17 protein-coding genes are annotated in these 15,426 nt (G+C 49.4%); 14 read left to right on the top strand and 3 right to left on the bottom strand.

From position 1 onward, the window contains the following. Positions 1 to 226 precede the first annotated feature (226 nt). Entirely contained in the window at positions 227 to 1,300 is a 1,074-nt protein-coding gene (locus LHUE1_RS12515) for a PTS sugar transporter subunit IIC (protein ID WP_049169853.1), read from the top strand. A 139-nt stretch (positions 1,301 to 1,439) separates the two neighbouring features. On the opposite strand, the gene LHUE1_RS12510 is transcribed toward LHUE1_RS12515, so the two are convergent. The 3 genes from LHUE1_RS12510 to LHUE1_RS12500 form a co-directional block, all read right to left on the bottom strand. Next, the gene (locus LHUE1_RS12510) at positions 1,440 to 1,751 is read right to left on the bottom strand and encodes a MazG-like family protein (RefSeq protein WP_025012370.1); all 312 of its coding nucleotides are present in this window, start codon (positions 1,749 to 1,751) and stop codon (positions 1,440 to 1,442) included. A 13-nt stretch (positions 1,752 to 1,764) separates the two neighbouring features. Continuing rightward, entirely contained in the window at positions 1,765 to 3,465 is a 1,701-nt protein-coding gene (locus tag LHUE1_RS12505; protein WP_049169825.1) for an NFACT RNA binding domain-containing protein, read from the bottom strand. A gap of 135 nt (positions 3,466 to 3,600) precedes the next feature. Next, positions 3,601 to 3,873 (bottom strand): AbrB/MazE/SpoVT family DNA-binding domain-containing protein, encoded by a 273-nt coding sequence (locus LHUE1_RS12500; protein ID WP_049169824.1) that lies wholly within the window; start codon positions 3,871 to 3,873, stop codon positions 3,601 to 3,603. A gap of 186 nt (positions 3,874 to 4,059) precedes the next feature. Here LHUE1_RS12500 and LHUE1_RS12495 point away from each other — a divergent pair, with 186 nt between their 5' ends. From LHUE1_RS12495 to hisC (LHUE1_RS12435), 13 genes are all read left to right on the top strand, one after another. Next, the gene (locus tag LHUE1_RS12495; RefSeq protein ID WP_049169823.1) at positions 4,060 to 4,926 is read left to right on the top strand and encodes a DegV family protein; all 867 of its coding nucleotides are present in this window, start codon (positions 4,060 to 4,062) and stop codon (positions 4,924 to 4,926) included. Positions 4,927 to 5,000: 74 nt separating this feature from the next. Beyond that, positions 5,001 to 5,561 carry an NUDIX hydrolase gene (locus LHUE1_RS12490; RefSeq protein ID WP_049169822.1) on the top strand — a complete coding sequence of 187 codons (561 nt, stop codon included), beginning with the start codon at positions 5,001 to 5,003 and terminating at the stop codon, positions 5,559 to 5,561. A gap of 298 nt (positions 5,562 to 5,859) precedes the next feature. Beyond that, complete coding sequence (gene hisC, locus LHUE1_RS12485) at positions 5,860 to 6,957, top strand: histidinol-phosphate transaminase (protein WP_277848243.1); 1,098 nt, start codon at positions 5,860 to 5,862, stop codon at positions 6,955 to 6,957. Between the two features lie 668 nt (positions 6,958 to 7,625). Continuing rightward, on the top strand, positions 7,626 to 8,774 hold the full coding sequence (locus LHUE1_RS12480) for an ATP phosphoribosyltransferase regulatory subunit (RefSeq protein ID WP_049169820.1): 1,149 nt from the start codon (positions 7,626 to 7,628) through the stop codon (positions 8,772 to 8,774). Then, positions 8,771 to 9,400 (top strand): ATP phosphoribosyltransferase, encoded by a 630-nt coding sequence (gene hisG, locus LHUE1_RS12475; RefSeq protein WP_049169819.1) that lies wholly within the window; start codon positions 8,771 to 8,773, stop codon positions 9,398 to 9,400. Before LHUE1_RS12480 ends, hisG begins: the two co-directional genes overlap by 4 nt. Before the next feature lies 1 nt (position 9,401). Then, positions 9,402 to 10,682: a histidinol dehydrogenase gene (gene hisD, locus LHUE1_RS12470; protein ID WP_049169818.1), complete on the top strand. Its 1,281-nt coding sequence runs from the start codon at positions 9,402 to 9,404 to the stop codon at positions 10,680 to 10,682. A gap of 41 nt (positions 10,683 to 10,723) precedes the next feature. After that, the gene (gene hisB, locus LHUE1_RS12465; RefSeq protein ID WP_049169817.1) at positions 10,724 to 11,308 is read left to right on the top strand and encodes an imidazoleglycerol-phosphate dehydratase HisB; all 585 of its coding nucleotides are present in this window, start codon (positions 10,724 to 10,726) and stop codon (positions 11,306 to 11,308) included. Continuing rightward, entirely contained in the window at positions 11,308 to 11,934 is a 627-nt protein-coding gene (gene hisH / locus LHUE1_RS12460; protein WP_049169816.1) for an imidazole glycerol phosphate synthase subunit HisH, read from the top strand. Before hisB ends, hisH begins: the two co-directional genes overlap by 1 nt. Further along, the gene (gene hisA, locus LHUE1_RS12455) at positions 11,912 to 12,661 is read left to right on the top strand and encodes a 1-(5-phosphoribosyl)-5-[(5-phosphoribosylamino)methylideneamino]imidazole-4-carboxamide isomerase (RefSeq protein WP_049169815.1); all 750 of its coding nucleotides are present in this window, start codon (positions 11,912 to 11,914) and stop codon (positions 12,659 to 12,661) included. The genes hisH and hisA overlap by 23 nt, the downstream gene beginning before the upstream one ends. After that, complete coding sequence (gene hisF, locus LHUE1_RS12450; protein ID WP_049169814.1) at positions 12,630 to 13,388, top strand: imidazole glycerol phosphate synthase subunit HisF; 759 nt, start codon at positions 12,630 to 12,632, stop codon at positions 13,386 to 13,388. The genes hisA and hisF overlap by 32 nt, the downstream gene beginning before the upstream one ends. After that, the gene (gene hisI / locus LHUE1_RS12445) at positions 13,385 to 13,708 is read left to right on the top strand and encodes a phosphoribosyl-AMP cyclohydrolase (protein WP_049169813.1); all 324 of its coding nucleotides are present in this window, start codon (positions 13,385 to 13,387) and stop codon (positions 13,706 to 13,708) included. The genes hisF and hisI overlap by 4 nt, the downstream gene beginning before the upstream one ends. 6 nt (positions 13,709 to 13,714) lie before the next feature. Next, complete coding sequence (gene hisE, locus LHUE1_RS12440) at positions 13,715 to 14,047, top strand: phosphoribosyl-ATP diphosphatase (protein WP_047106138.1); 333 nt, start codon at positions 13,715 to 13,717, stop codon at positions 14,045 to 14,047. Positions 14,048 to 14,248: 201 nt separating this feature from the next. After that, positions 14,249 to 15,337: a histidinol-phosphate transaminase gene (gene hisC, locus LHUE1_RS12435; protein ID WP_049169812.1), complete on the top strand. Its 1,089-nt coding sequence runs from the start codon at positions 14,249 to 14,251 to the stop codon at positions 15,335 to 15,337. Positions 15,338 to 15,426: the final 89 nt, after the last annotated feature.

The following is a 15,426-nucleotide window of genomic DNA, read 5'->3' as shown; positions in this document are numbered from 1 at the left end:
CAAAACGGTTAATTTTGCGACTACAATTTATCGTTGCGACCATTGCAATGCCCACTGATGTATAACAGAAAAATCCCATTAATTAATTTCAATCTAACGCTAGACTTATCTGCACATCTTCTGTTAATATTCTCATTACATTCTTATTAAGGGGGAAAAGTCAATGGCAGGAGATTCAACAACAAAAGGAATGCCCGCTGCAGCCGAAACACTTGCTGACGCACCGATGCAAGGAGAGCGAGGTTCTCACGCGACGACTACTCAGGCAATCAGTATGACAGTGACGGCTTTTATCAATAAGGTTTTATCAGGAACAGCGTTGGGGGTCATTATTGGATTGATTCCAAATGCGGTTTTGTCCGGCATTCTCAAATATTTTGGAACGAACACATTCGCAGTAACTTTGACGCAAGTCGCAGCCATTTTTCAAATTGCCACCCCCTTAATTATTGGCGGCTTAATCGCGCTTCAATTTGAACTGAAGCCTTTGCAAATGATGGTAACGGCAGGGGCAGCGTTTGTTGGCTCAGGCGTCGTGAAATTCAACCCGGCCACGAAAGCCTATGTTGGTGCCGGGACCGGCGATTTGATCAATACCATGATTACGGCATCAATCGCTGTCTTAGTCTTGCTATGGGTGAAAGATCGGTTTGGTTCAACAGCTGTCATTGCTATGCCAATTCTAGTCGGGTGTGGCGTCGCTTATATTGGGGTACTGTTGCTGCCATTCATCGCTGCTTTCACTACCGCGATCGGCGATGTCATCAATAGCTTCACCACTCTGCAACCGATCCTGATGGCTGTTCTGATCTCCTGTTCTTTTGCCATTTTAATTGTCAGTCCGATTTCAACTGTTGCTATCGGGCTGGCGATCCAACTTCACGGCGTTTCGGCAGGGGCATCAGCAATGGGCGTTGCCGCCACAGCCTTAGCACTGGTGGTTTATTCCTGGAAGGTCAACAAATCTGGCGTCACGATTGCCATTGCATTAGGCGGAATGAAAATCATGATGCCAAATCTGTTTAAGCACCCAATTATCTTGCTTCCATGCTTGTTCACGGCAATCATCTCCGCAATTCCGGTCGCGTTATTGTCAATCAGCGGGACGCCACAGTCGGCCGGCTTCGGAATTGTTGGCATGGTCGGCCCACTTGCGGCCATGGATGCTGGTTTGGCAATTCCGCTGGTTTTACTATGCTGGATCGTCATTCCGGTAGCAGCAGCGTTGCTAAGCAAAGTGTTATTTGAAAAGATGCTAAAATTGTTCGACAGTCGAATCGTTTTCAAATTTTTGGGTTAGTAAAGACGCACCCTAAAAATTATCCAAAATAGTAACCAAAAAATGACCAAACACCCCAATCGCAAGCGGGTATATTTGGTCATTTTTTATTGGCCGTGGAACATGATCGCGCAGTCTCAATCTTTACCTAGACACTGCTTCATTCAAGATGCTTATGGCCTTGCGCATCGTAAACACGATGGTCGTTGATGGCAACTTTTGCATTAACCGCCTCAGCCAAATCAATCCCTTTGATTTCGGCAATACCGAGCAGATAAATAGTGACGTCAGCCAGTTCTTCAGCGATGTTGTCTTGATCACGCTTAAGCAGTGCTGTGGTTAGTTCAGCCATTTCATGATAGGCGAGCAGCATTTCAAAATTGGTATCGGTCGTGTTCCAGCCATGTTTAACTTTGTTGGCAATAATGTGTTCCTGAATCGGTCGACTAATTTGTGCAGATGTGTTGGTCATTTAAAATCCCTTTCTATTTCGTTGGCGGGGTGCGCAGTTTGTCGACTAATTCAGCATCTGGCGTAACACTCACCGTTTTTTGTCCTTCGTAAACAACAAAGCCAGGTTTGGCGCCATTGGGTTTACGAATTTTCTTCACTTCAATCCAATCAACGGGAACATTGGCACTTTCCCGAGCTTTAGAAAAATATGCCGCCAGTTTAGCCGCCTCTAGCAGTGTTTTCTCACTGGGCTTACTGCTGTCGATAATGACGTGCGAGCCAGGAATATCCTTGACATGCAGCCAAATATCAGTTTTCTTGGCGGTATGCAAAGTCAGTTGGTCATTTTGTAAATTATTTTTGCCCACCCAGATTTTCGTACCATCACTGGCATAAAATTGATCCGGCTTGGAAACTTTCTGGCGTTTGTTACCTTTCTTCTGCTTCTGTTTCCGCAAATAGCCTTGCTGCTGCAGCTCAAGGCGAATATCGGCTAAATCCTTGGGGCTGGCCACATTAATTTGGGCCATAATGCCTTCCAGATAATCGAGTTCCTCCTGATTTTCCTGCATTTGTTGGTTCACATGAGCAACCGCATTGCGTAATTTCGTGTATTTGGCAAAATATTTCTGGGCATTGCGGGATGGCGTGAGCTGATTCGAGAGTGTAATTTTAATCGGCTGGTTATCCGCATAAAAATTCGGTAATTCGATGCTGGTCATGCCACGCTGCACCTGACTCAGATACGTCGTCAGAATTTCGCCACGAACGCGGTAATCATCGGCCTTTTCCGTTTCCTCCAGCGTGCGTTTCAATTTACGCTGTTTTTTACGGTCTTTATCGATGATGTTTTTAATGACATGAATCAGGTTGCCGCCTTGTTGCAAGACGCGATCGTGCTCGGCTTTTTGTTCATAATAAGCATCAAGCATTGTGCTCAAGGTCGGGTAGTACTGCTGATCGCCTGACAGCGACTGATAGGGGATGGCAGTAAAGACCGCTTTTTTGCCTTGCGTCGTAATCGTCGGCGCTGGCGCTTCAAGTTCCTTGAAAAAGCCATCCCATCCAGCATCGCCTTGATTGAGGCGCAAAGCCAGTTCCGCCGCAGAATCCTTGGCTAACCCTTGATAATGTTGCTGAAGCAAGGCGGCGCGGCTGAGTGTTGGCGTCACTTGACGTTCTAGTTCGTGGTAAAGTCGATCACGATCATCAAACGGATTGATTTTGTCCTGTTTTGGCGGCTCCACATACTGCGCACCAGGGATCAACGGGCGATAGCGATTCTGGTCAGCCGAGACATGGCGAATCAAATCAATGATTTTCCCGGTTCGCTTGCTAACCAAAAAAATATTACTGTGTCGGCCCATCATCTCGATAATCAAACGCAGTCCTAACTCATCACCCAGTTCATCGCGCGTCGAGAATTCAAAATGCAGTACGCGGTCGTTTTGTACTTGGTGAACTGCCGTTAATGTTGCGGCGTTAAAATACTTTCGCAGCGTCATGGTAAAGGTAGCGGGAACATCGGGATTCGTAAAGGGAATATGGGTAATTTGCACCCGCGCATACTGCGGATTGGCCGACAGCAGCAGGGGATGATTTTTACGCCCGGCGCGAATGGTAATCACGACTTCGTTTTCATAAGGCTGTTGAATTTTAGCAACACGGCCTCCGCTTAAGATTCCGTTAAGCTCTTGGGCCATGGCATGAGTAAAGATTCCATCAAAAGACATGTTAATCCGCTCGCTTTCCAATTGTCCCAATCATTTTACCGGTTTTAAGGCGTTTATGGAAGAGCGAGAGATTTGCGTCCTTCAGTAAGATCAAGATTGAGGAAAATGACGTCGCTCTAGTGAAACCTTCTATTTTCAGTCATCGATCAACTCTGCCCCAACACCTTTCCCCCAATCAGGCTCAGGTGTGTCGATACTACCGTGGGCCGCATCCTGTTCGCGAATAATCGACCATAGATCCGACTTTTGTTCTTTATCGATCATAACTTGTCCATGATCAGTCAGCTGAAAAACAAGCTTATCATGATCGCTCAATCCCAGTTTTTCACGAACGGCCTTGGGAATGGTGATCTGGTGCTTACTGGTCATTTTGACCACGGCCAATGTGGTATGCTTTGAAGTCGTCATTGCAAGGTCCTCCTTGGAATTGTCTATGCTCAAAATATAGCATAGTTAGTGTTGAAAGGTAGTATCTGGAGAACGGTTGAAGCATCCAGCGTCAAATTTAGATAACACGCTCCCGGGTGTTTCTCCTTGATCTTTGCATTTTATGGTATGATGTAGACAATCATTTTTAAAAAAGTGGGTGCCTGTATGAAAACTGCTATCGTGACGGATAGTACCTGTTATCTGCCGCAAGCCGAAATCGACAAACATCACATTACCGTGGTGCCGATTCCGGTCATTCTTGACGGCGCAGTCTATGACGAAGGTAAGGATATTACCACAGAAGAATTCTACGCCAAACTAAAAACCGCAAAAACATTTCCCAGCACCACGCAACCGCCACTGGGTGAGATGCTGAAGCTTTACGAAAATCTCGCCAACGAAGGCTATGACACCATTATCAGCATTCATCTTGCCAGCACGATTTCCGGCTTTGTCAATACCTTAAAAGGTGCTGTTGATGAAGTTCATGGCGCTAAAGTTTATGTTTACGATTCCCAAATTACCGTTATCCTAATGGGCTGGTTGGTTCTAGCCGCAGCGCAAATGGCTGAAGCCGGCAAAGACCCAGAAGCCATTTTGGCCCGGCTGGATGATCTGCGCAGCACCATGGGCGAATACTTCATTGTCAATGACTTACAGAATCTTGTCCGCGGCGGCCGCTTAAGTAATGCCTCAGCCTTTATTGGCGGTATGCTGAAAATTAAGCCATTATTAACTTTCGACGATCAGTCCCATAAAATCGTCGCTATCGAAAAAATCCGTTCCATCAAAAAAGCTTACGCCCGCGTTGAGACATTGTTCCAGCAAGAACTTGAACGAGTCGATTATCCGATTCGCGCTGTGGTGATTCATGCTAATGACCCTGAGGAAGCACAGCGCTGGTTGACGGATCTTCAGCAGAAGTTTCCGACTGTTCCGTTCGAACTTTCCTATTTCGGCCCGGTTGTCGGGACACACTTAGGCGAAAAGGCCATTGCCCTAGCATGGATGAAGGATTTCACCAAAGCATAAGTAAAGTCGCGTCCAGGCGCGGCTTTTTTGATTTGAGCGTGAGCAGGAGCGTGTTATTGAAGGAGGATTCCAGCATGTTTTTTGACCAACCCTTAGCGAAGGGAAAAATTTTAAGTGAAACGCCGCATTATCACGGTCCGATTTTCAATGTTGTGACGCAAAAAATCAAAACGCCTGATGGTCTGACGGTTGAACGCGATTTGATTCGCCACGCCAATGCTGTTGCCATGCTGGCACTGACAAACGATGGGCGAGTGTTAGTCAATCGGGAATATCGGGTGGCAACCAACAGCGAAGTTTTTGGATTGCCTGCCGGATTAATCGATCCTGGTGAAGATTGGCAAACTGCGGCGAGCAGGGAACTGCATGAGGAAACGGGTTATCTGACCCATGATTTGCAGTGGCTGACCGCGGTCCGTTCCAGTGAAGGGATGACCGATGAAACAGTCAATCTTGTGCTGGCCAACATTGACTTAGCCGCCAAAACGTCGCAGGATTTCGATAAGGACGAATTCGTCACCAGTCGTTTAGTGCCGTTTTCTGAGCTGGTTGAAGGCGTTAAGGCAGGTAAAATCAACTCGGCTCAAACCGTTGCGGCAGTGACTTACTATTTAGCCTTTGTTGCCAATAGCTGATGTTCGCTGATCCATGACACCAAACAGGCACTAAAGGACTGAATCCCGTCTTTTAGTGCCTGTTTGTGTGGGCAAAAGTCGATGGCGAAAAACTTTTGGCAACGAACATCGTCTGGCGTAGGTGATAAAAAAAACGCCAATGTCTTTTATATTTAGAGCAGTTGAATAACATTTGAAAATTTCAAGAAAGAAAAACAAGGTTAGTCTCTGTTACATTTATGAATATTTATGCATTTTATATTTACATTGCACCCAAATGCGGGTAAACTCTAAGGCAATTAAGAAAGCAGGTGGCGTGATGTTGCGCAAAAGTATCGCCGGGTTGCCGGATTATGTATCGGACAGCACCCCGGAAAGAATCGCGAAGGCGGCAGGTTTGGCAAAACTAACGCGCTTATCTTTTAATGAAAATCCTGTCGGTACTTCTCCTAAAGTACAGGAAGCCATTGCCAATTGGACTTTTTCACAAGCTCGCAGTTATCCTGATCCGGATGCCATGCCGTTGCGAACCGCCGTGGCGGAGCGGCTGCACATTCCTGCTGATCAACTACTTTTTTCAAGTGGCTTGGACGAAATGATTGCCTTGATTTGCCGAACCTTCCTTGACGTTGGCGACGAGAGCCTTCAGCCATGGCCGACTTATCCGGAGTATCAGCTACAGGCGGCGATTGCGGGTGCTGTGACGGTCAATGCACCGGTCGACGATACCACAGGAAGCATTGATCTTCAAGCCCTGTTGGCAGGCATCACACCGAAAACGAAAGTCATTTGGTTATGCAACCCAAACAATCCCACCGGAACCTACTTGCCGGTCAGTGAAATTGCCGAATTCATGGCACAGGTGCCGCCGGAAATTTTGGTTGTCGTGGATGAAGCCTATATTGACTTTGTTGATCAGGTCGCCAATCCTTCCGTCTTGCCGCTGATCACAAAGTTTGCCAATTTATTGGTGATGCGCACCTTTTCCAAACTTTACGGACTCGCCAATTTCCGCGTTGGTTTTAGCATCGTCCCCAAGGCGCTCATTCCGAAAATGCAAAACGTGCGCTTGCCTTATAACATTAGCGGCCTCAGTCAGACGGCCGCTTTGGCAGCATGGAAAGATGTTGCTTTCACGCAAAAAGTTAAACGCCAACTTTTTGCGGCGCGCCAGCAATGGACAGCATTCTTCGATCACCATCACATCCGGCATTACGCCACCCAGACCAACTTTATGCTGTACCAAGTGGCGCAACCACAAGCATTAGGCGCTTTCTTAAAGCAACATGGCTATCTGGTGCGCGATAGTATGGTTCCCGGATGGATTCGCCAAAGCTTTGGAACCCCAGAACAGGATGCTGAAGTGCAGGGGTTATTGCTCGATTTTCTGAAGACGACATCTCCGCTGGCAAAATGATCATTTTGAATATCGCAATCTCGTTCTTGCATCTAAATTAAAAAACAAACGGTTGGCAATCTCGGAACCTAATGCAGTTATTTTAAAAAAGTGGTTGACATTTTTCTAAAGGTCGTTATGATTAGAGTCACATTAACAAACATGAAGTTGTGATTAGACCAAGTAAGCTACCACCGATCCCAAGAGAGCGCCCATTGCTGAGAAGGTGCGATCGACCAGCCGAACACACATCTAAGAACTTGATGGCTGAACCAAGTAGGCTGTCACGCACCCGTTGCGTTATCACCGCTGCCAGTCACAGTTCGCGCAAGCCGACTTGTGGCTGGTAGGTGAGGTTTGGGTCGTGAGGTCTAAACAAAATTGAGGTGGTACCGCGATCACCAGTCGCCCTCGAAAACGTAAAAACGTTTTCGGGGGCTTTTTTTGCGTGAGCGTGAGCCAGCCCGGTTAGAAACCGGAGTGTAAGCGGCCTTGGGCGTGATGGCTGGTCTTTGGCCATTGCGACCAAGGTCCTTACACGCAGGTTTCTGGGCTGGCGAACGCGTTATGGTGTGAGCGTGAGCCGGCGCGCTATAGATAGCAAAAATTCAACTAGACTAATCACCAGCCAACACGCCCCCCAACAACTTCGCACCAGAAAAACCCGCACCAGCGAAAGGAGCACCGTCATGTCAAATCGCCATTTACCTGTTGGTACCCGCGACGAATTCGGGCCGCGCGCTATCCGTAAAGAAAACCTAATTCAAATCATGAGTCGCCATTTTATCGATGCCGGATTCGATCGGGTCAAAACGCCCTTGTTGGAATATCGCGATGTTTTTCAGCCGCTGACCGTCACGGGTGAACAACCTTATCAGATGCTCGATGATGCAGGGGAGACCGTTGTGATGCGACCGGATTTGACGTTGCCATTGGCGCGCTTATTGAGCACCACCAATATTCAGCCGCCGGTTCACTGGTGGTATGTCGGCGATATTTTCCGCGTCAGAAAAAGTCTGAGCGGTACCTACAACCAAATCACCCAAGCAGGCATTGAATTGATCGGTTACGCGTCTTTGAAAGCCGAATGGGCGTGTTTAAACGAGGCCATCCGCATTTGTAATGATTTGAAGGTTGGCGATTTAACGCTAGAACTTTCCGATGCACGCTTTGTTCCGCAAATTCTGCAGGCTTTGGCGCTGGACCCGGAAACCGAAGCCGCATTGCAGACGGCCTTTTTCGCGAAGAATCTCAACGCCTACGAACGGTTGATTGAACCACTGGCTGCCAATGCGTTGTACCCCTTCTTAAAACAATGGCCGTGGTTATTCGGTCCAGCTGCGACCGTTTTCGAACAATTAAGGCAATTATTGCCACCGGCATTTGTGGGCGAGCAGGTAACACGTCTGCAGATAACAGTTGATTTCTTGAAGGACCAATTCCCGGATCTTAACGTCACGCTGGACTTAACCAGTCAGCCGCCGCAATCCTATTACACCGGCATTTTCTTCCACGCTTACGTCCCTAATCGGCGCGAATATCTGTTTAGCGGTGGGCGCTATGACCAGCTCATGGCGAGCTTCCAACGCGATCTGCTGCCGGCAGTCGGATTGGCATTTGATGTGGATGCCTTAACGGACACCGTTCAGGAACCGACCGCATCGCCGCAGACCTTTGTCTATGGCTTACCTTCCCAATGGCAGGAAGCAGCAGCAGTTGTCGCCACAACGCCCAATGCCCGGCTTTGCCTCGTCGATTCGCTTGCTGAAGCCCGGGCATTGGCAAAAAGTCGCCATGCTCGCTTAATTGATCTTTCCCCCAAGGAGGCCACACTATGACGTTAACCATTGCATTGGCAAAAGGCAGGACAACTGAACAGGTGCTGCCACTACTCAGCGCTGCCGGTATTGACTGTATGCCGCTCCAGGAAAAAAGCCGGCGCTTGCTCTTTACCGATGATCCGGATTTCCATTTTGTCCTTGTCAAAGCGCCTGATGTCTTGACTTACTTGAACCGTGGCACGGTGGATATTGGCATTGTCGGTTCGGATATTCTCGAGGAACAAGGTCACCAACAGTTTGACCTGTTGGATCTTAGAACCGGTCGTTGCCGCTTCATTCTCGCATCAACCCCTGACTTTGACCCATATCAGACAAGTCGCAAACGAATCGCCACCAAATATCCGCACATCGCCCAGAGCTATTTTCAGACACAAGGCGAAGACGTTGAGATGATTAAAATTGAAGGCTCGGTTGAGCTGGCACCGCTGACCGGCATGGCTGATGCGATTGTCGACATCACTGAAACCGGGACGACCTTACGCGAAAATCATTTGAAGGTTTTTGCCACACTAACGCCAGTGTCCACCCATCTTGTGGTGAATCGGCTGGCGCTCAAGCAAAAGAAATCTGCCATTTACCAACTCATCCAGGCACTGAAACGGGTTCGTCCCCAGGAGGTTTAACATGAAAATTCTTACCGGCACTTTAACCCAACTTCAGCAACAAGTCGCCGCCCGCGAACAAAACCTAACACAAAATACGGCGGTTCAAACAACCGTACAGGAAATTCTGGCTAACGTGAAAGCAAAAGGAGACGCTGCTTTGCGGAACTACAGCAAGCAACTTGATCACGTCTCAATCGACGACCTGCGCGTTCCACAAGCAACAATTGATGCTGCCTTGGCAAACTTATCGCCGAAATTATTAACAGCGTTGAACTTGGCCAAGACCAACATCACAAGTTACCACCAGTTAGAAATCAGCCACGGTTTCATCGATAGTCCATCCCTGGGCATCATTCGCGGCCAAAAAGTGACGCCGCTTGATGCGGTTGGTTTGTACGTTCCCGGAGGTACTGCTGCTTATCCGTCAACGATTCTTATGACGGCGATCCCGGCCAAACTTGCGGGTGTCAAAAAAATCGTCATGGTGACACCACCGCAAAAAGCGGGACTTAATCCTGTGGTTTTGGCCGCTGCCAAATTGGCTGGCATTGACGAAATTTACCAGATCGGTGGCGCCCAGGCGATCGGGGCTTTGGCTTTTGGTACGGAGACCATCCCACGCGTCGACAAAATTATGGGGCCAGGAAATCAATATGTCGCGGAAGCCAAAAAACAAGTCTTCGGAGCAGTTGCCATCGATATGATTGCCGGTCCATCGGAAATCGGGATTATTGCTGACGATTCGGCCAATCCTGTGCGTGTAGCCGCCGACCTCTTGTCGCAAGCAGAACATGATCCCAACGCCCGGGCAATGCTCGTTACACCTAGTGAAAAGTTGGCTGAGGCCGTCAGTGATCAAGTCGAAATTCAGTTAGCAACGTTGCCGCGAGCGGCCATTGCCCGCACCGCGATCAGGAATCAGGGCTTTATCGCTGTTGTTACCGACACAAATGCCGCATTTACCCTCATGAACACGATTGCGCCGGAACACTTGGAGGTCCAGTTGCCTGATCCGATCACTTACTTAAATCGAATCCAGCATGCTGGTTCGGTCTTCCTTGGCGAAAATGCTGCAGAACCGGTGGGCGATTATGTGGCCGGTCCGAACCACGTCTTGCCAACTGCCGGATCGGCGCGATTTTTCTCACCTTTAGGCGTTTATGATTTTGTGAAACGAACCCAATTTATTCAGTACAGTTCCGAAGCGCTGGCGCGACAAGCTGATGCGATCGTGACGTTGGCGCGAACCGAGGGACTAGACGGTCATGCTGAAGCCATTTTGAAACGGACAGCCCGATAAATGTTTGTCAACGCATCACTTAACGACAAGGAGGTATTTCCATGCGTACAGCCACGATCACCCGAACAACCAAAGAAACCCAAATCACGATCAGTCTCAACCTTGATCAGCAAAGCGGTATTGCCATCGATACGGGCATTGGCTTTTTTGACCATATGCTAGAGGCGTTTGCCAAGCATGGCCGCTTTGGCCTGACAATCAAAGCCCAAGGCGACCTGGATGTCGACCCGCATCACACGATTGAAGATACCGGCATTGTCTTAGGTAACTGTTTTAAGCAAGCGCTCGGTGACAAAGCGGGTATTGAACGTTTTGGCAGCGCCTTTGTCCCCATGGATGAAACACTGGCGCGCGTGGTCGTTGATCTTTCCGGTCGCGCTTATCTAGTGTTTGACGCCGAGTTAACCAACCAACGATTGGGGGGCTTTGACACGGAAGTCACCGAAGACTTTTTCCAGGCAATTGCCTTTGCCGGCGAGTTTAACCTGCATGCGGCTGTTTTATACGGACGCAATACCCATCATAAAATTGAAGCCTTGTTCAAAGCACTTGGTCGCAGCATGCAAGCGGCCGTTGCCGAGAATCCGGCCGTCAAGGGGATACCGTCAACTAAGGGAGTGATTTGATGATCGTCATCGTGGACTATGACACCGGCAACACGCTTAACGTCAAAAAAGCGCTTGAATATTTGGCGATTGACAATCAACTTTCCGCCGATCCCGCCATTATCATGGCAGCAAGCGGTCTGATTTTGCCAGGGGTGGGCGCCTTTAAAACGGCCATGAACGCCTTGCAGCAAAGGCACCTCGTCTCGGTGATTCAGGCTTTTGCCGCCACTGGTAAACCATTACTGGGCATCTGCTTAGGCATGCAGCTCTTGTTTGATCGCAGCGAGGAGTTTGGTGAAACGCAAGGCCTAGGGCTTATCCCCGGACAGGTGGTCGCGATTCCGACAAAAGAAGGCATCTCTATCCCACACATGGGCTGGAACACCAACACGCTGACCCAAGACGATCCGTTTGCAGCAGGATTTGCCAATCAAGCGACCTATTTCGTGCATTCTTATTACGTCCAAACAAAAAGTGCGTATACACTCGCCACGACCGATTACGGCCAACCACTGACCAGTATCGTTCGGCGCCAAAATATTCTCGGCACGCAATTTCACCCAGAAAAAAGCGGTGCGATTGGCCTTGCCGGTTTGCAGCGTTTTAAGGAGATGACCGACCATGCAACTTTATCCAGCCATTGATTTATTAGCCGGCAAAAGCGTCCGCTTAACGCAAGGCGATTACCAACGCGTCAGTTTAAGCGCGGACCCGCTGGACCAGGTGGCACGGTTAAATGCTGCAGGTTTAACCCGTCTGCACTTGGTTGATTTAGACGGCGCCCGCGCCCAACAACCGATTAATCAAGCTGCCATCAAGACCATTCGCCAACACACCTCGGCGTTTATCGAACTTGGCGGCGGTATTCGCAATCTGGCAACGATGAATGAATATCTGACAGCCGGTATTGATCGCCTTGTCCTCGGTTCCGTTGCCATTACGGATCCTGAAATGGTTGAGCAAGCGATTGCGCAATTTGGTTCACGGCGAATTGTTGTCGGCATTGACGTTCGCTCTGGTAAAGTCGCCACAAACGGCTGGCTGACCACGACTCGGCAAAACGCCCTGGCCGTGATGCAAACGATGCAGACAGCCGGGGTGCAGACGGTGATCGTGACCGATATCGGCCGGGATGGCACGATGCAAGGGCCAAACGTTGACTTACTAAGGACGCTTCAACACGCCATCCCTGAGATCAACATTGTAGCTAGTGGTGGTGTTCGGACGCTGGCTGACTTAACCGTCTTACGCACAGCCGACATTCACGCCGCCATTATCGGAAAAGCGTGGCAAACCGGCGCCATCGAACTGAACAAGCTCAAAGAATTGGAGGATGACGATGCTGACCAAACGAATTATTTCATGCCTTGATGTCGATCAGGGACGGGTTAAAAAAGGCGTTCATTTCATTCAACTCAAAGATGTCGGCGACCCGGTTGCCATCGCCAAAGCTTATGAAGCCCAAGGAGCCGATGAACTTGTCTTTCTGGACATCACTGCCACGACTGACGCCCGCCAAACCATGACTCAAACAGTGGCCGCAGTGGCAGCGCAGGTTTTCATGCCGCTCACAGTTGGCGGGGGGATTCGCTCAGTTGCCGATATGCACGACTTGTTGCGCGCCGGAGCTGACAAGATTGCTTTAAACTCGGCCGCTGTGAAGCAGCCGAAACTTATCACGGCCGGTGCCGAGACATTCGGCAGTCAGGCGGTCGTAGTCGCCATTGACACCCGGTGGCAAGCGGAACGCCAACGCTACCAGGTCACGATTAATGGTGGCCGCACGCCGGTGGATCTCGATGCGATTCAGTGGGCTAAGCAGGCAGTTGCTGCCGGAGCAGGGGAGCTACTGGTCACGTCAATGGACGCTGATGGCACTCAGGAGGGCTTCGACTTAGCCCTATATCGCCAATTAAGTGCCGCGGTAACAGTTCCCATTGTCGCAAGCGGCGGTGCAGGTTCCGCCGAAGATTTCGTTGCCTTGTTCAAAGAGACCGCCGTTTCGGCCGGCCTCGCCGCGTCAATTTTCCATTTTGGTCAATTAACCATCCCCGAAGTCAAAACGGTTTTAAAACAAGCAAAGGTGGCGGTTCGATGATCGCACTTGATTTTAAAAAGGGCTCAGGGTTGATCACAACGGTTATTCAAGATGCTCGGACCCAACAGGTTTTGATGGTGGCGTACATGAATGCCGAAAGTTTTGAAAAAACCCTGGAAACCGGTGAAACCTGGTTTTGGTCGCGCAGTCGCCAGATGTTGTGGCACAAAGGTGAAACTAGCGGCAACATCCAAAGAGTCCAATCAATCGCCGTTGACTGCGATGCGGACACGTTGCTGATATCGGTTCTACCCGCAGGTCCCGCCTGTCACACCGGGCACACGAGTTGTTTTTATCGCACTTATGCAAGAAAGGAATGATCAGCCATGACAGCTGCCAAACAAAGTATCACCGAACTATATGACCTCATCAAAGACCGCCAAGCCCAACCGATTCCCGGTTCCTATACGGATTATCTCTTCACCAAGGGGCTGGACAAGATTCTAAAAAAAGTCGGCGAAGAAAGCACCGAGGTCATTGTCGCTGCCAAAAATCCTGATGACGCCGCCTTCGTCCTCGAAGTCGCTGATTTGACTTATCACGTTCTGGTGTTGATGGTTGAACGGGGTATTACGCTTGATCAGATCGAAGCGGAATTGGCAAGTCGCGAAGGGAAAATGAGTCGTCTGAAGGAACGCAGCAGCATCAATAAATATTGATGGTTGAATAGCCCGCGGTAGCCACACATTTAACGCCACTGGTTCACGCTCGCTATAACGCGCTCCCTGGCGCAGAAGTCTACGTGTAAGGACCTTGGTCGCAATGGCCTAAGCCCGGGCCATCACGCCCAAGCCCACTTACACTCCGACTTCTAACCGCGCCGGCTCACGCTCACTTCTTTGCATACAGGAGGAAGAGACATGCTTAAACACACCGTTAAGCATTTACAACCCTACACACCGGAAAAACCGTTGGCCGATTTGAAAAAAGAACTGGGGTTAACCAGCTTAATTCGAATGTCGGCAAACGAAAACCCTTTTGGTACCAGTCCTGAAGTAAGACAGGCGGTGGCTAACTGGGATTTTACGCAAAGTCGCGATTATCCAGATGGTAACGCGAGTCAGTTGCGAATGGCCGTTGCCGATCACCTTCATGTCGCAAGCGAGCAACTTGTGTTTGGCAACGGTCTTGACGAAGTGATTGCCTTAATTGCCCGAACCTTTTTGGAGCCGGGGGATGAAGTTGTCGAACCTTGGCCAACGTTTTCCGAATACCGGTTACATGCCGAGATTGAAGGCGCCAAGGTGGTGGATGTCCCGGTTCAACCCGAAACCGGCAACTTCGATCTAGCCGCGATGGTGCAGGCCATCACACCACGAACAAAGCTGATATGGTTATGTAACCCGAACAATCCCACAGGCACACTGCTGTCACTGACGGCATTAACCCGGTTCATGCGCCAAGTACCGGAAGATGTACTGGTTCTGGTAGACGAAGCTTATATCGAATTCACCGACGACTATCCCGCCACAAGTGCAATCGGCCTGCTGCCGCAATTCGATAATCTGGTTGTCTTACGCACTTTTTCCAAAATCTACGGGCTGGCCAATTTTCGCGTTGGTTTTGGTATTTTCCCGAAGCAACTGGTCAGCTATCTTCAGTCGGTTCGCTTACCTTATAACCTCAGCACCATCGCACAATTAAGCGCACAGGCTGCATTGGCTGATCAGGGGTTTGTTCAGATAACACGAAGCCGCGTTCGGCAGGCACGTCGCAGCTGGGAAACTTTTTTGACAGATAGGGCGTTGCCGCATTATCTTAGCCAAACGAACTTTCAATTTTTTCAGGCACCACAAAACCAAGCGCAATCTCTCAAGCAGGAATTGCTTCAGCACGGCTTTCTTGTTCGTGACGGACTCATGCCTGGCTGGTTGAGAGTCACTTTTGGAACCGCAAGCCAAAATCAAGCCGTTCAGCAAGTTATTCAGGCGTTTCAGGCGAATCTCTGATGAGCGTGTACCAAGATCATGTCTTAGTTCATCGCCTCGCGTCACCTAAGATTAACTCATCTACCACGGCCAATACATTTGGCACCACG

The organism is Lacticaseibacillus huelsenbergensis, assembly GCF_029726355.1.
Lineage (GTDB): Bacteria > Bacillota > Bacilli > Lactobacillales > Lactobacillaceae > Lacticaseibacillus > Lacticaseibacillus casei.
The sequence above is the reverse complement of the archived record's forward strand: the minus strand, read 5'-3'. Positions and strand labels throughout refer to the sequence as shown.

What these genes read in the sequence shown, in the direction of transcription:
- hisA (WP_049169815.1), top strand. Translation starts at nt 11,912, where the DNA reads ATGCAACTTTATCCAGCCATTGATTTATTAGCCGGCAAAAGCGTCCGC.
- hisC (WP_049169812.1), top strand. Translation starts at nt 14,249, where the DNA reads ATGCTTAAACACACCGTTAAGCATTTACAACCCTACACACCGGAAAAA.
- hisH (WP_049169816.1), top strand. Translation starts at nt 11,308, where the DNA reads ATGATCGTCATCGTGGACTATGACACCGGCAACACGCTTAACGTCAAA.
- hisC (WP_277848243.1), top strand. Translation starts at nt 5,860, where the DNA reads ATGTTGCGCAAAAGTATCGCCGGGTTGCCGGATTATGTATCGGACAGC.
- hisD (WP_049169818.1), top strand. Translation starts at nt 9,402, where the DNA reads ATGAAAATTCTTACCGGCACTTTAACCCAACTTCAGCAACAAGTCGCC.
- LHUE1_RS12515 (WP_049169853.1), top strand. Translation starts at nt 227, where the DNA reads ATGCAAGGAGAGCGAGGTTCTCACGCGACGACTACTCAGGCAATCAGT.
- hisI (WP_049169813.1), top strand. Translation starts at nt 13,385, where the DNA reads ATGATCGCACTTGATTTTAAAAAGGGCTCAGGGTTGATCACAACGGTT.
- LHUE1_RS12510 (WP_025012370.1), bottom strand. Translation starts at nt 1,751, where the DNA reads ATGACCAACACATCTGCACAAATTAGTCGACCGATTCAGGAACACATT.
- hisE (WP_047106138.1), top strand. Translation starts at nt 13,715, where the DNA reads ATGACAGCTGCCAAACAAAGTATCACCGAACTATATGACCTCATCAAA.
- LHUE1_RS12495 (WP_049169823.1), top strand. Translation starts at nt 4,060, where the DNA reads ATGAAAACTGCTATCGTGACGGATAGTACCTGTTATCTGCCGCAAGCC.
- hisG (WP_049169819.1), top strand. Translation starts at nt 8,771, where the DNA reads ATGACGTTAACCATTGCATTGGCAAAAGGCAGGACAACTGAACAGGTG.
- hisF (WP_049169814.1), top strand. Translation starts at nt 12,630, where the DNA reads ATGCTGACCAAACGAATTATTTCATGCCTTGATGTCGATCAGGGACGG.
- hisB (WP_049169817.1), top strand. Translation starts at nt 10,724, where the DNA reads ATGCGTACAGCCACGATCACCCGAACAACCAAAGAAACCCAAATCACG.
- LHUE1_RS12505 (WP_049169825.1), bottom strand. Translation starts at nt 3,465, where the DNA reads ATGTCTTTTGATGGAATCTTTACTCATGCCATGGCCCAAGAGCTTAAC.
- LHUE1_RS12490 (WP_049169822.1), top strand. Translation starts at nt 5,001, where the DNA reads ATGTTTTTTGACCAACCCTTAGCGAAGGGAAAAATTTTAAGTGAAACG.
- LHUE1_RS12480 (WP_049169820.1), top strand. Translation starts at nt 7,626, where the DNA reads ATGTCAAATCGCCATTTACCTGTTGGTACCCGCGACGAATTCGGGCCG.
- LHUE1_RS12500 (WP_049169824.1), bottom strand. Translation starts at nt 3,873, where the DNA reads ATGACGACTTCAAAGCATACCACATTGGCCGTGGTCAAAATGACCAGT.